Below are 16328 nucleotides of genomic sequence, written 5' to 3' on the forward strand. Positions count from 1 at the left end.
CCGATGTTCTCGGCCGGAGGCGACGACGACCGCACTCGACACCTTCTCAGGAGAGCTGTGTCCACGAACGACTCCGACTCCGCGAACGGTCCCACCGATCCCGAGGCGAAGCTGCGTGAATACCTGCGCCGCGCCATGGCGGAACTCCACGAAACCCAGGAGAGGCTGCGAGCAGCCGAGGAGCGGGACGCCGAGCCGATTGCGATCGTGGGTATTGGGTGCCGTTTCCCGGGTGGGGTGGCTTCTGCGGAGGACCTGTGGGACCTGGTGGTCGCGGGGACGGACGCGGTGTCGCCGTTCCCGGCGAACCGTGGGTGGGACGTCGCGGGACTGTACGACCCTGATCCGGGTGCGGCTGGGAAGTCGTATGTGCGTGAGGGTGGGTTCTTGCATGGGGCGGGGGAGTTCGACGCGGGGTTTTTCGGTATTTCGCCGCGTGAGGCGGTGGCGATGGATCCGCAGCAGCGGTTGTTGTTGGAGACGTCGTGGGAGGCGTTGGAGGGCGCCGGAATCGATCCCCACAGCCTGCGCGGCAGCCGCACCGGCGTCTACGCGGGAGTGATGTACCACGACTACGGCAACGGTCACGTCACTGCTTCCGACGACATGGGTGGGTACTTCGGCACCGGTACTTCGGGAAGTGTGGCGTCGGGTCGGATTTCGTATGTGTTGGGGCTTGAGGGTCCTGCGGTGTCGGTGGATACGGCGTGTTCGTCGTCGTTGGTGGCGTTGCATCTGGCGGTGCAGGCGTTGCGGCGGGGTGAGTGTGATCTTGCTCTGGCTGGTGGTGTGACGGTGATGGCGTCGCCGGGGATGTTTGTTGAGTTTTCGCGGCAGCGTGGGTTGTCGGTGGATGGGCGGTGCAAGGCGTTCTCGGATGCGGCTGATGGGACGGGCTGGGCCGAGGGTGTGGGGTTGTTGGTGGTGGAGCGGTTGTCCGATGCGCGGCGTCGTGGGCATCGGGTGTTGGGGGTGGTGCGGGGTTCGGCGGTGAATCAGGACGGTGCGAGCAACGGTTTGACGGCGCCGCATGGTCCGTCGCAGGAGCGGGTGATTCGTGGGGCGTTGGCGGACGCTCGGGTCTCTGCTGCCGAGGTGGATGTGGTAGAGGCGCACGGCACCGGGACGCGGTTGGGGGATCCGATCGAGGCCCAGGCCTTGCTGGCCGTGTACGGGCAGGGACGTTCGGTGGAGCGGCCTTTGTGGTTGGGGTCGTTGAAGTCGAATATCGGTCATGCGCAGGCTGCGGCGGGTGTCGCGGGCGTGATCAAGATGGTGATGGCGATGCAGCACGGGGTGCTGCCGAAATCTCTGCATGCCGAGGTGCCGTCGACGCAGGTGGACTGGTCATCGGGTGGGGTGGAGGTCCTGTCGGATGCGCGGGAGTGGCCGGCGGTGGAGCGTGCGCGTCGGGCAGGTGTGTCCGCCTTTGGTGTGAGCGGGACGAACGCGCATGTGGTGCTGGAGGAGGCTCCGGCTTTGGAAGCGGAGGCGGAGCTTGGGTCAGCTTCGGCGCTGTCTGGTGTTCCGGTGCCGGTGGTGGTGTCGGGTGTGTCGGCGGGTGCCTTGGATGCGGGGTTGGGGCGTCTGGCGTCGCGGGTGCTCGGGGACGACGGGCTGGATGTTCCTGAGGTGGGGTGGTCGGCTGCGCAGCGTTCGGTGTTCGCTCACCGGGCTGTGGTGGTGGCATCCGACCGCGACGGGCTGGTCTCTGGTTTGAGGTCGCCGGTCGTTTCTGGCGTGGTGGCTGGGCCGGTGGGCCGCACGGTGCTGGTGTTCCCGGGTCAAGGGACGCAGTGGGCGGGCATGGGCGCGGCCCTGCTCGAGGACTCGCCGGTGTTCGCCGCCCGCATGGCCGAGTGCGCGGAGGCGCTGGGCCCGTTCGTGGACTGGGATCTGCGGGAGGTGGTGCGCTCCGGGACTGGTCTGGAGCGGGTGGACGTGGTGCAGCCGGTGACGTGGGCGGTGATGGTGTCACTCGCCGCGGTGTGGGCCTCAGCAGGTGTCGCCCCTGATGCGGTGGTCGGCCATTCACAGGGTGAGATTGCCGCTGCGGTCGTGGCGGGTGCGCTGTCGTTGCAGGATGGTGCGCGGGTGGTGGCGCTGCGGTCCCAGGTGATCGGCCGGGAACTGGCCGGCGCCGGAGGTATGGCCTCGGTCGCACTCCCCGTGGAGGCGGTCGAGGAGCGTCTGTCCGGCTGGGCGGGCCGTTTGGGTGTGGCGGCGGTCAACGGGCCTGCCATCACCGTGGTGTCGGGTGAGGCGGAGGCGGTCGGCGAGTTCGTCGCACAGTGCGAGAGGGAGGGGGTGCGGGCACGTCGTATCCCGGTCGACTACGCCTCCCACTCCGCCCAAGTAGAAGCCATCAAGGACGAGTTGGCGGATCTGCTGGCCCCGGTCGTGGCCCGCGAGCCGCACACGCCGTTCTACTCCACTGTCGAGCCGGGCCGTGAGGCGCACACGGACGGGGCCTACTGGTACCGGAATCTGCGTCAGCCGGTCCGGTTCGCCGACACCATCGAGGCGCTCTTGTCGGACGGGTTCGGGGTGTTCGTCGAGTCCAGCGCCCACCCGGTCCTGACCATCGGTATCCAGGAGCTGGCCGACCGGTCGGGCCGTGAGGACACGGTCGTGGTCGGCAGCCTGCGCCGCGACGAGGGCGGTCTGCACCGCTGGTGGACCTCAGTAGCGGAGGCATTCGTACGGGGCGTGGGAGTCGACTGGAAGGCCGCCTACACCGCGCACAACATCACCGCGGCCCGCGTCGACCTGCCCACCTACCCCTTCCAACACCAGCACTACTGGCTGGAGTCCGCCGAACACGGCACTACCGACGATCTGGCCTATCGCGTGTCGTGGAAGGCACTCCGTGAGGACGAGAGTGGGGCACGGCTGTCGGGACGCTGGATGCTCGTGCTGCCGGAGACGCTCGAGGAGTCTGCGTTCGCGGCACAGATCGCGGAGGGTATGACCCGGGCCCTGGCCGACCGAGGCGCCAGTGTCGTGCGGCTCGCCGTGGATCCGGCCTGCGACCGTTCCAGCCTCGGTGCTCTGCTGGCGGGGGCAGCGGACGAGCAGGACGGCGCCCCGCTCCAGGGCATCGTCTCCCTCCTCTCCCTGGCGGAGGGGACGCATCCCGACCACCCGGCTCTGTCACTCGGTGTCGCCTCGTCGTTCACGCTGATCCAGGCGTTGGCCGACTCGGCCGTCGGCGCCCGGCTCTGGACGGTCACGCGAAACGCGGTGGGCGCGATGCCGGGGGAGGAGCCGTCAGTCGAGCAGGCGCAGGTCTGGGGGCTGGGCCGGGTGGCGGCTTTGGAGTCTCCCCATACCTGGGGCGGGCTGATCGACTTCGGCGCCGACCCCGGCCGTCCGGCTGCCGTTCCTGCTCCTCGGGCCTTCCAGCGGGCCGCCGCCGCGCTGGCCGCTCCCGGTGTCGAGGACCAACTGGCGATACGCGGCTCAGGGATGTACGGCCGCAGGCTCGTCCGTGCCACGACCGACCCGACAGGGCCCGGCTGGCGGCCCCGTAAAACGGTACTGGTGACCGGGGAGATCGCTGAGGCGACGGCCGAGCCGCTGGTCCGGCGCCTGCTCGCCGATGGCGCCGAGCACGTCGTTCTCGCCGGCCCTGCTGCCTCCCTCCCGGCCTTGACCGCCGAGGGAACCGGTCTGGGCGGGCGCGTCAGTGTGGTGTCCTGCGGCCTGGAGGACGACGCCGCCCTGCGCGCGGTGATCGCCGACCGGACGCCGACCGCGGTACTCGCCGTACCACCGGCGGTGCCGCTGGGCACCCTGCTGGAGACCACTCCGGCGGCCTTTGCCGATGCGGTGCGCGCCAAGACGGATCTTGTCACCCGTCTCGACGCCCTGCTGGACGGCGTCGAGCTCGATGCCTTCGTCATCTTCTCGTCCGTCGCCGGTGTGTGGGGCGGGGCAGGTCAGTGCGGCTACGCGGCGGGTACGGCCCACCTGGACGCGTTCGCCGAGCAGCGAAGTGCCCGTGGTCTGCCCTTCACCTCTCTGGCCTGGACGCCGTGGCAGGACGCGGCCGAGGAGGAGACCGGCGAGGCCACGGGCGTCCAGGCAACGGTCGTTGCCGAGATGCGCCGGGCGGGGCTCGCCCCGCTCGAACCGCAGCGTGCCGTCGAGGCCCTCTCCCGTGCCGTGGGCCGAGGCGTGAGCGGCGTGACCGTAGCAGCCGTGGACTGGGAGCGGTTCCTGTCCGCCCGCGAGGCCGTACGACCGACCGCGCTCTTCGGCGAGCTCTCCGAGACACGCCGTATCCGAGCCTCCGACAGTGAGGCCAGTGACACCGAGACGACGGCGGGTGGTTCCCCGACCGTCGGCCCCGAAATCGTCCGGTCCCTGGCGAACAGGTCCGAAGAGGAGCAACTGAGGTTCCTGCTGCGGCTGGTACGCACCCATGCCGCGACGGTACTGGGACAGTCCTCGCCCGACGCGATCGACGTCAGGCAGCCGTTCAAGGCCCTGGGCTTCAACTCCGTGACCGCCGTCGAACTGCGCAACCGCCTGAGGGATGTCACAGGCCTCAAGCTCTCCGCGTCCCTCGTCTTCGACCATCCCGACCCGACCGCCCTCGCGCGCCATCTGCGGGAGGAGGCACTGAGTCACACGGAGGTCGGCGACCACGACGGTGACGCCACCGCGAGCACGACTGGCTCCGCAGCGACCGCCGGGTCGTCCGCCGCCCGGTCCGGACGCGATTCCGAGCCCATCGCCGTCGTGTCGATGGCGTGCCGCTTCCCCGGTGGCGTGAACACCCCCGAGGAACTGTGGCGGATGCTGAGGGACGGTGGCGACGCGATCAGCGAGTTCCCGGACGACCGGGGCTGGCACCTGGAGGAGTTGTACGACGCCGACCCGGACGCGGGCGGCCGTACCTACGTCCGGGAAGGCGGATTCCTGCACCAGGCACCGGACTTCGAACCCGCCTTCTTCGGCATCTCGCCGCGTGAGGCGGTGGCGATGGACCCGCAACAGCGTCTGATGCTGGAGACCTCGTGGGAGGCGTTCGAGCGGGCCGGGATCGACCCGGCCGTGCTGCGCGGCAGCCGCACCGGCGTGTTCGTCGGCACCAACGGACAGCACTACCTGGGCCTTCTGCAGAACGGTGAGGAGACCTTCGACGGCTACCTCGGCACCGGCAACTCGGCCAGTGTGATGTCCGGCCGGCTCTCGTACGTCTTCGGTCTCGAAGGCCCGGCCATGACCGTCGACACGGCGTGCTCGGCCTCGCTGGTGGCACTGCACCTGGCCGTGCAGGCGCTGCGCCGCGGCGAGTGCTCGATGGCACTGGCCGGGGGTGCGACCGTCATGTCGACGCCCGAGATGCTGGTGGAGTTCTCGCGGCAGCGCGTGCTGTCGCCCGGCAGCCGGTCCAGGGCGTTCGCCGGGGCGGCCGACGGCGTCGTGCTCGGCGAGGGCGCGGGCGTGCTGCTCCTGGAGCGGCTGTCGGACGCCGAACGGCTCGGCCACCCCGTCCTGGCCGTCGTCCGGGGCTCGGCCGTCAACCAGGACGGCGCCAGCAACGGCCTCACGGCCCCCAACGGCCCTTCCCAGCAACGGGTCATCCGGCAGGCGCTCACCGACGCCGGTCTCCGCGCCGGGGACGTCGATGTCGTGGAGGCGCACGGCACCGGCACCCCGCTCGGCGACCCCATCGAGGCCCAGGCCCTGCAGGCCACGTACGGTGCGTCCCGGACTCCCGACAAGCCTCTGTGGCTGGGGTCGGTGAAGTCCAACATCGGGCACGCACAGGCCGCGGCCGGTGTCGCGGGGATGATCAAGACGATCCTCTCCCTGCGCCATGGTGTCCTGCCCCGGACCCTGCATGTAGACGAACCGACTCCCCGTGTCGACTGGTCGTCCGGCACGGTCGCCCTGCTCACCGAGGCCGTGGAATGGCGGGAGGGCGACAAACCCCGGCGCGCCGGGGTGTCCGCCTTCGGCATCAGCGGCACCAACGCGCATGTCCTCATCGAGGAGGCCCCGCGCCCGTCCGCCTCTGCCCAGGCCACGCCTTCTGCCCAGGTCCCGTCTCCTGTCGGAGCAACCACCTCCGAACCCCAACAACCTCAACAGGTCCAGGAGTTGCAGCAACAGGTCGAACCGGACGGCCTTGTTCCGCTGGTGCTCTCAGCCCGTACGGAAGCGGCGCTCCACGACCAGGCGGACCGACTGCGCGCCGCCCTCCTCGAAGACTCCGGCATACGCCCGGAGGACGCCGGACTCACCCTGCTCACCGCCCGCGCGCGTTTCGAGCACCGTGCCGTGGTCGGCGGGGAGAACCGTGAGGAGTTGCTCGACGCGCTTCACGCCCTCGCCCGCGGCCAGGAGCATTCGTCCGTGGCCCACTTCCACGCCCAACCCGGGGACGGCGGCACGGTATTCGTCTTCCCCGGCCAGGGTTCCCAGTGGCCGGCCATGGCCGAAGGGCTGCTCGAGCACTCCGCGGCCTTCCGCGAGTCCGCGGCAGCGTGCGATGCCGCACTGGGCGAGTTCCTCGACTGGTCGGTCCTGGACGTACTCAGGCAGGTGCCGGGGGCGCCGTCGCTGAGCAGGGTCGACGTCGTCCAGCCCGTGCTGTTCACGATGATGGTGTCGCTGGCCGCCTGCTGGCGGGCGGCCGGTGTCCGGCCGTCGGCCGTCATCGGTCATTCCCAGGGCGAGATCGCCGCAGCCTGCGTCGCGGGTGGGCTCTCCCTGGAGGACTCGGCGAGGATCGTGGCGCTGCGCAGCCAGGCGTGGCTGACTCTCGCGGGCAAGGGCGGCATGGCTGCCGTGTCGCTGCCGGCCGAGCAGGTACGCGCCCGCCTGGCCCGCTTCGGCGATCGCCTGTCGGTCGCGGCCGTCAACAGCCCGAGCACGGCGGCGGTGGCCGGCGACCCCGAGGCCCTGCGAGAGCTGCTGGCGGAACTGGACGCCGACGGTGTCCACGCCCGGGCGATCCCCGGTGTGGACACGGCCGGGCACTCCCCACAGGTCGACGCGCTGCGGGCGAGGCTGATGCGGGAACTGGCCCCGGTCACCCCCCGGTCCTGCGGCATCCCGTTCTACTCGACCGTCACCGGCGGACTGCTCGACACCGCTGAACTGGACGCCGCCTACTGGTATCGCAACATGCGCGAGCCGGTCGAGTTCGAACGGGCGACGCGTGCCCTGCTCGCCGACGGCCACCACGCGTTCCTGGAGTCCAGCCCGCACCCCATGCTCGCCGTGTCGCTGGAGGAAACCGTCGCCGACTCCGGTGCTCCGGCCGCCGTTCTGCACACCCTGCGCCGCGAGAAGGGCGGGACGAGGAACTTCGCCCTCGCGCTCGCCTCCGCATGCGGCCGGGGCGTCGACATCGACGCCGAGGCGCTGTACGGACCGTCGGCACGCCGTGTCGACCTGCCCACGTACCCCTTCCAACGGCAGCGCTACTGGTACCACGCGCCCACCCGGCGCGGCGACACCGCCTCGATCGGACTGGCGGACGCCGGCCACGCCCTGCTCGGCGCAGGTGTGGAACTCCCCGACTCGGCCGGCCATGTCTACACGGCCAGGCTGGGCACGGACACCCAGCCGTGGCTGGCCGAGCACGCCCTGCTGGGCACGGTGCTGCTGCCCGCCACCGCCTTCGTCGACCTCGTCCTGTGGGCGGGTGCCCGGTCCGGCTGCGGCCGGATCGACGAACTCGCCCTTCGAACTCCCCTTGTGCTCCCCACAGATGGCGACGGAGCTGGTGCCGGCACCGTGGAACTGCGCCTACAGGTCGGCGCGGCCGACGAGGAAGGCCGTCGCACGGTCACCGTGCACTCCCGGGAGGCGGGTGTCCCACCGCGGTCGTCCTGGATCCTGCACGCCCAGGCCACCGTCACCCCGGCCACCGACGAATCCCCGGCCACAGACGGACGGGACACCTCACCGGCGCCCGGAGGTGTCTGGCCACCGATCGGGGCACGGGCGGCAGGTCTCCCGGACCCCGCCGACTTCTACGACGCCTTCGCGGAACGCGGCTACCACTACGGGCCCGCGTTCCGCGGATTCCGCACCGGGTGGCGCGACGGCGACACCGTGTACGCGGAGGTCGCCCTGCCCGGACCGGATGCCGGCGAAGCCGGTGCCCACGACATCCACCCGGCCCTGCTGGACGCCGCCCTCCAGGCCATGAGCCTGGGCGAGTTCTTCCCCGCCGACGACCAGGCCCGCATGCCGTTCGCCCTGCGCGGAGTACGCCTCCACGCCACCGGCGCACACCAACTGCGCGTCACGGTCTCGAGCGTCGGCACGGAGGCGGTACGCCTCGTGTGTGCCGACGGCGAGGGCAGGCCCGTACTGGAAATCGACGAGCTCGTCGTACGCCCGGTCCCCGTCGAGCAACTCGCCGAGAGGACAAGGGCCATCGGTTCCGCAGAGGGCGGCGGCTCCCTCCACCGGGTCCACTGGGTGCAGCCGTCGGCTCCTGAATCCCTGCCCGCCCAGCGCTGGGCCGTCGTCGGTGACGACCACTGCGGGCTGACCGCCGCCCTCACCGGCGCGGACAGGGCCTGCGACACGTACCCGGACATCGAGTCACTGGTCGACGCCTGCTCCACGGACGGCGCCGCCCCGGACGCGGTCGCCGTCTCGCTCCCGCGACTTGCCGGAGCTCCGGACCCGCGAACCGTGCGCACCAGCCTGGACAACACCTTGGACATCATCCAGAGGTGGCTGAAGCACGCCGACCGGCTCCCGTCCAAGCTGGTCCTCGTCACCCGCGGCGCCGTCGCCGTCGACCCCGGTGAGACGGTGCGGGACACCGCGTCCGCCTCCGCATGGGGCCTGGTGCGTTCCGCCCAGTCCGAGGAACCCGACCGGATGGTGCTGCTCGACCTCGGCGCGGACGACGGCACCGTCAGCGGCAGCGCGCTGGCCGCCGCGCTGGCCTCCGGGGAACCGCAACTCGCCGTCCGCGGTGAGCACATCCACACACCCCGCCTGACCGCCATGGGGCCGGCCACCCTCGACACCCTGGAGCTGCCCGCCGATCCCGCTCACGCCGCCGCCTGGCGGCTCGGGGCCGGCGGCGACGGCACCCTGGAAGGGCTGCGCCTCGCACCGGCGCCCGACACCCTGGCGCATCTGCTGCCAGGCCAGATACGCGTCTCCGTACGTGCCGCCGGCCTCAACTTCCGAGACACGCTCATCGCGCTCGGCATGTACCCGGGCGACGGCGTCATGGGTGCCGAGGGCGCAGGCGTCGTGACCGAGACAGGCCCCGGAGTCACTGCCTTCGCCCCGGGAGACCGGGTTCTGGGCATGTGGACCGGCGGCCTCGGCCCGAACGCCGTCGCCGACCACCGCATGGTGGCCCGCATCCCGGACGGCTGGTCGTATGCCCAAGCCGCCTCCGTACCCGCCGTCTTCCTCACCGCCCACTACGCCCTCAACCGGCTCGCCCGGGCCGAGCGAGGCCAGTCCCTGCTGATCCACGCGGCGACCGGAGGCGTCGGCATGGCGGCACTCCAACTCGCCCGGCATCTCGGTCTGACCGTCTACACGACCGCGAGCAGCGCGAAGTGGGACACCCTGCGCCAACTCGGCGTGCCCGAGCGGCACATCGCGAACTCCCGCACCCTGGACTTCGCCGACCGGTTCCTGGAGGCGACCGACGGCCAAGGCGTCGACATCGTCCTCAACTCCCTTGCCGGGGACTTCGTCGACGCCTCACTGCGCCTGCTGCCCCGAGGCGGCCACTTCCTGGAACTGGGCAAGGCCGACGTCCGGGACCCCCGGCACATCGCCGAGGCCCACCCCGGCACCACCTACCAGCCGTTCGACCTCGTCCAGGCCGGACCCGAGGCCGTCGGCGAGATGCTGACCGAACTCCTGGAACTGTTCGAGGCCGGCATCCTGCGACCGCTGCCGCTCACCGTCCACGACGTACGACAGGCCCGGCGGGCCTTCCGCACCCTCAGCCAGGGCAAGCACACCGGCAAGCTCGTGCTCACGATGCCGCCCGCCTTCGACGCCCACGGCACCGTGCTCATCACCGGTGGAACGGGCACGCTCGGCAGCGCCGTCGCCCGTCACCTCGTCGGTGAGCACGGCGTACGCCACCTCGTCATCGCCGGCCGCAAGGGCCAGGAGGCCGACGGCGCGGCCGATCTCGTGAGCGAACTCACCGAGTTGGGCGCTCAGGTCACCATCCGGGCCTGCGACGCGGCCGACCGGGACCAGCTCGCCGCCCTGATCGACGCGATCCCGACCGCACAGCCGCTACGTGCCGTCGTGCACACGGCCGGAGTCCTGGACGACAGCACTCTGCCCTCGCTCACTCCCGAGCGGATGGACGCCGTGCTCCGGCCCAAGGTCGACGCCGTCCTCAACCTCCACGAGCTGACCAAGGCCCTGGACCTGTCCGCCTTCGTCCTCTACTCGTCCTCCTCCGCTCTCTTCGGCAGCCCCGGACAGGGCAGCTACGCCGCGGCCAACGCCTTCGTCGACGCCTTCGCCCAGTACCGGCGCGGCACGGGACTGCCGGCCGTCTCACTCGCCTGGGGACTGTGGGCCCGCAACAGCCGCATGGCGGAACACCTGGACCAGCGCGACATGCGCCGTCGCCTCGCCCGCGGCGGCATCCTGCCCCTGACCGACGCCGAGGGCGTGGCCCTCTTCGACGAGGCACAGCACTGGGACGAGGCGCTCCAGGTCCCGATCCGCATCAACCAGACCACGCTGCACGCCCAGGGCAAGGTGCCGCCCTTCCTGAGCGGTCTGGTCCGGGACCGGCGCGGCTCGCTCCCGGTCTCCGCGGCGGCGCAGCCGGACACGGCGACGGTCGACACGACCCTCGGCCACCGGATCGCCGAACTCCCCGCCGTCGAACAGCTGGAGACGGTACTGAAGGCCGTACGCACCCATGCGGCCGCAGTGCTCGGTTACAGGGAGAACAGCGAGATCCACGCCGAACACAGCTTCCGCGATTTGGGGTTCGACTCGCTGACGGCGGTGGAACTGCGCAACCGCCTCACCGCCGCCACCGGTCTCCGGCTCAACGCCACCCTGGTGTTCGACCACCCCACCCCTGAGGCACTCGCCGGACACCTGCACGCCCGGCTCGCCCCGGACACGCCGACGGAGGGCGGCGAGGTCTCTCTCACGAGCGAACTGGACCGCCTGGAAAAGCTGTTCGTCCACCTCGCCGATCAGGGAGCCCTGGAAACCGCCGTCCCCGACGGCACGGCACGCGACGAGATCACGAACCGGCTCGCCGTCCTGTCCGGGCTGTGGGACCAGCTCAACGCCGCGACGAGCGGCCTCACCGACCCGGACGGCGACGACGACGTGAGCGGAACGCTCGATGCCGCCGACGACGAAGAACTCTTCGCGTTCATCGACGACCGGTTCTGAACCGTCCCCACCCACACCGACCATCCGAAACACCACGGGGTGACGAAACATGGCTGACGAGCAGCAGCTGCGCGCCTATCTGAAGCGAGCCACTACCGAACTCCACCGTGCCACCACACGATTGAAGAAGACCGAGGACCGAGCCCACGAGCCGATCGCGATTGTGGGTATCGGATGCCGTTTCCCGGGTGGGGTGGCGTCGGCGGAGGACTTGTGGGACTTGGTGGTGGCGGGGACGGATGCGGTGTCGCCGTTCCCGGTGGACCGTGGGTGGGATGTTGCGGGACTGTACGACCCCGATCCGGGCGCGGTGGGCAAGACGTACGCCCGTGAGGGTGGGTTCTTGCATGGGGCGGGGGAGTTCGACGCGGGGTTTTTCGGTATTTCGCCGCGTGAGGCGGTGGCGATGGATCCGCAGCAGCGGTTGTTGTTGGAGACGTCGTGGGAGGCGTTGGAAGGCGCTGGGATCGATCCCCACAGCCTGCGCGGCAGCCGCACCGGCGTTTACGTCGGAGCGTGGGACGGCGGCTACACCAGGGACGTCGACGCCTCCTCGGCCGAACTGGAAGGCGACCTGCTCACCGGTGGAGTAGTGAGCTTCAGTTCGGGTCGGATCTCGTATGTGTTGGGACTTGAGGGTCCTGCGGTGTCGGTGGATACGGCGTGTTCGTCGTCGTTGGTGGCGTTGCATCTGGCGGTGCAGGCGCTGCGGCGCGGCGAGTGCGACCTCGCCCTGGCCGGCGGCGCCACCGTGATGGCGACCCCAACGGTCTTCGTGCAGTTCTCGCGCCAACGAGGTGTCGCCCCGGACGGCCGGTGCAAGGCGTTCTCGGACGCGGCGGACGGATTCGGCCCCGCTGAAGGTGTGGGGTTGTTGGTGGTGGAGCGGTTGTCGGATGCGCGGCGTCGTGGGCATCGGGTGTTGGGGGTGGTGCGGGGTTCGGCGGTGAATCAGGACGGTGCGTCGAATGGGTTGACGGCGCCGCATGGTCCGTCGCAGGAGCGGGTGATTCGTGGGGCGTTGGGGGATGCGCGTGTGTCTGCTGGTGATGTGGATGTGGTGGAGGCGCATGGCACCGGGACGCGGTTGGGGGATCCGATCGAGGCGCAGGCCTTGCTGGCCGTGTACGGGCAGGGACGTTCGGTGGAGCGGCCTTTGTGGTTGGGGTCGTTGAAGTCGAACATCGGTCATGCGCAGGCTGCGGCGGGTGTCGCGGGTGTGATCAAGATGGTGATGGCGATGCGGCACGGTGTGCTGCCGAAATCTCTGCATGCGGAGGTGCCGTCGTCGCAGGTGGACTGGTCATCGGGTGGGGTGGAGGTGCTGTCGGAGGCTCGGGAGTGGCCGGCGGTGGAGCGTGCGCGTCGGGCGGGTGTGTCCGCCTTTGGTGTGAGCGGGACGAACGCGCATGTGGTCCTGGAGGAAGCTCCAGCGGTGGAGGCGGACGTGCAGCCGCAGCTGACTGGTATTCCGGTGCCGGTGGTGGTGTCGGGTGTGTCGGCGGGTGCCTTGGACGCTGGACTGGGGCGTCTGGCGTCATGTGTGCTCGGGGACGATGGGCTGGATGTTCCTGGGGTGGGGTGGTCGGCGGCGCAGCGTTCGGTGTTCGCTCACCGTGCGGTGGTGGTGGCGTCCGACCGTGACGGGTTGTTGGAGGGGTTGAGGTCGCCGGTCGTCTCCGGGGTGGCTGGTCCGGTGGGTCGCGCTGTGTTGGTGTTTCCGGGTCAGGGGACGCAGTGGGCGGGTATGGGCGCGGCGCTGTTGGAGTCGTCTCCGGTGTTCGCTGACCGCATGGCCGAGTGTGCTGCGGCTTTGGCGCCTTTTGTGGACTGGGATCTGCTGGAAGTAGTGCGCTCCGGGGGTGGTCTGGAGCGGGTGGATGTGGTGCAGCCGGTGACGTGGGCGGTGATGGTGTCACTTGCTCAGGTGTGGGCCTCGGCGGGCGTGGTGCCTGATGCGGTGGTCGGTCATTCGCAGGGGGAGATCGCGGCTGCGGTCGTCGCGGGTGCGCTGTCGCTGGAGGATGGTGCGCGGGTCGTGGCGCTGCGGTCGCAGGTGATCGGCCGGGTACTGGCCGGCGCCGGCGGCATGGCGTCTGTTGCGCTTCCCGCGGAAGCCGTGGAGGAGCGGTTGTCCGGCTGGGTGGGCCGGTTGGGTGTCGCGGCGGTCAACGGCCCTGCCATCACCGTGGTCTCCGGCGAGGCGGAGGCGGTCGGTGAGTTCGTCGCGCAGTGCGAGAGGGAGGGGTTGCGGGCGCGTCGTATCCCGGTCGACTACGCCTCCCACTCCGCCCAAGTGGAGGCCATCGAGGACGAGTTGGCGGGTCTGCTGGCGCCGGTGGTGGCCCGGGAGCCGTCGGTTCCGTTCTATTCCACCGTCGAGCCGGGCCGGCCGGTGGTGACCGACGGGGCTTACTGGTATCGGAATCTGCGCCGGCCGGTCCGGTTCGCCGACACCATCGAGGCGCTCTTGTCGGACGGGTTCGGTGTGTTCATCGAGTCCAGCGCCCACCCGGTCCTGACCATCGGTATCCAGGAACTGGCCGACCGGCCGGGCCGCGAGGACACCGTCGTGGTCGGCAGCCTGCGCCGCGACGAGGGCGGTCTGCACCGCTGGTGGACCTCAGCAGCCGAAGCATTCGTACGAGGGGTGGCCGTCGACTGGAAGGCCGCCTACACCACGCACAACATCACCGCGGCCCGCATCGACCTGCCCACCTACCCCTTCCAACACCGGCACTACTGGCTGGAGTCGAGCCCTCGGAGTCTGGACCACGGCCTGCGTGACGCCGAGTCTGCCGGCGGTGAGGCGTGGCGCTACCGGGTGGTCTGGAAGGGGCTCTCGGCAGACAGGAACCCCCAGCTGTCAGGGCGTTGGCTGCTGGTCGTTCCGGAAGGTGCGGACCCGGGCCCGGCAGGCGACATCGCCGACGCGCTCACCCACCACGGCACCACCGTGGAGCGAATGGTGGCCGACCCTGTGGCCCTGGGACGTGAGGGTCTTGCCGCACGGCTCGACGGGCAGTGGGACGGCGTCCTCTCCCTCCTGGCTACGGACGAGCGACCCCACCCGGACCACCCGGATCTGGACCGTGCCACCGTCGGCACGATGCTGCTGGCACAGGCGATGTCCGACGCTGGTACGCGTGCCCGGCTGTGGGCCCTCACACATCGGGCTGTCGCCGTCTCGGCAGGAGAACGGCCGAGTATGGCCGGTGCGCAGGCGTGGGGCATCGGCCGAGGGATCGCGCTGGAACTGCCCTCCCTGTGGGGAGGCATGGTGGACCTTCCCGACGCGCCGGACGCCAGGTGCCTGCGACTGCTGGCCTGGGTGTTGTCCGAGGCGGGTGCCGAGGACCAGGTGGTCGTACGCGCTTCCGGTGTCTACGGGCGCAGGCTTGCGCCCGCCGGGGGAGCGGCCGGCGGCGGCTCGGCGTACACCCCGCGTGGGACGGTGTTGGTGACCGGTGGCACGGGTGCGCTCGGTGGTCATGTGGCGCGGTGGCTGGCCGCGAGTGGTGCGGAGCATGTGGTGCTCACCAGTCGTCGTGGGGAACAGGCGCCCGGGGCGGCCGAGTTGGTGGCGGAGTTGGGCGGACTCGGTGCCCGGGTCACTGTCGCGGCGTGCGATGTGGCCGACCGTGAGGCGCTGGCCGGGCTGCTGGAGGAGCACCCGCCCACCGCCGTCTTCCACACCGCGGGTGTTCCGCATTCGGGTGAGTTCCTGGCCCTGCGGGCCGAGGGTATGGCCGACGTGTACGGCGGCAAGGTCGCCGGGGCACACCACCTGGATCAGCTCACCCGTGACCGCGATCTGGACGCCTTCGTGCTGTTCACGTCCGGCGCCGGCGTCTGGGGCAGCGGCGGGCAGAGCGCGTACGGCGCGGCGAACGCGGCGCTCGACGCGCTGGCCGAGCGGCGGCGCGCCGACGGCCGGTCGGCCACCGCGATCGCCTGGGGCCTGTGGGCCGGAGGAGGCATGGGCGAGGGCGAGGGCGAGGAGTTCCTCCGGGAACGCGGCCTGCGGGTCATGTCCCCCGAACGCGCCGTGGAGGCTCTTGGTGTCGCCCTGGACCGTGGCGACACCTGTGTGGCCGTGGCGGACCTCGACCTGCCCCGGTTCGCCCGGTCCTTCACCGCGTTCCGGCCCAGCCCTCTGATCGGCGACCTGCGGGGCGTGGGCGCGGTGGGTGAGCGGCATGAGGACACGAGAGCCGGCGAACGTGAGCTCTTGGCACGGTTCACCGCCGCGGGCCCGGCCGAGCGTCAGGAACTGCTGCTGGACCTGGTCCGCCGTCAGGTGGCCATCGTGCTGGGGCACACGGGCCCCGAGTCCGTACCGGCCGATCAGGCGTTCAGAGACCTCGGCTTCAGCTCCCTCACAGCCGTCGAAGTGGCGACTCGGCTGAGCCGGGCGCTGGGAGCGAAGGTGCCGCCGACCCTGGTGTTCGATCATCCGACGCCGGAGGCGGTGGGTGTTCACCTGGCTCAGTTGCTGGAAGCCCGAGGCGACGCGGCACAGTCGTCGAGCGAGGAGCGGATCAGGGCGGCGCTCACATCGTTGCCCCTGGACACCCTGAGGGAAGCGGGCCTGCTCGACGAACTGCTCGCCCTCACCGAGGCCCACGAAGCGGCGGCCTCCCCGTCGGCACCCGTCCCGGCACTGTCCCCTGCGGCAGTACGGGAACCGGCGGCGGTACCGGGACTGGCGGCGGGCTCCGCGATGCGTCCCGGGGGAGGCGACGGCACCGACCTGGACGCCATCGACGAGTTGGACAGCGACGCGCTGATCGCGCTCGCGCTCGGTGAATCCGGTTCCTGACCGCGTCGTTCCCTGCCTTTCGCCCTCTCCCGCACCGGCTCCCCACGCCGTCCCCACCGCACCGCCGCTCCGAGAGGAGAACCGCTCATGCCCATGTCCCCCTCCCAGG

General features: G+C 70.9%; 2 protein-coding genes. Both read left to right on the forward strand.

What is annotated here, in order from left to right; translation table 11 throughout:
* The first annotated feature begins 57 nt into the window (after positions 1–57).
* Positions 58–11397, forward strand: a complete 11340-nt coding sequence (locus ACN20J_RS48580) for an SDR family NAD(P)-dependent oxidoreductase (RefSeq protein WP_419668645.1) — start codon at positions 58–60, stop codon at positions 11395–11397.
* A 49-nt stretch (positions 11398–11446) separates the two neighbouring features.
* Positions 11447–16219 carry a type I polyketide synthase gene (locus tag ACN20J_RS48585; protein ID WP_419668646.1) on the forward strand — a complete coding sequence of 1591 codons (4773 nt, stop codon included), beginning with the start codon at positions 11447–11449 and terminating at the stop codon, positions 16217–16219.
* Positions 16220–16328: the final 109 nt, after the last annotated feature.

This window comes from Streptomyces sp. 2-1 (genome assembly GCF_048564895.1).
Taxonomy (GTDB): Bacteria; Actinomycetota; Actinomycetes; order Streptomycetales; family Streptomycetaceae; genus Streptomyces; species Streptomyces phaeochromogenes.

Excerpts from the sequence above, each read along its gene's own strand:
- ACN20J_RS48585 (WP_419668646.1), top strand. The coding sequence starts at position 11,447 with ATGGCTGACGAGCAGCAGCTGCGCGCCTATCTGAAGCGAGCCACTACC.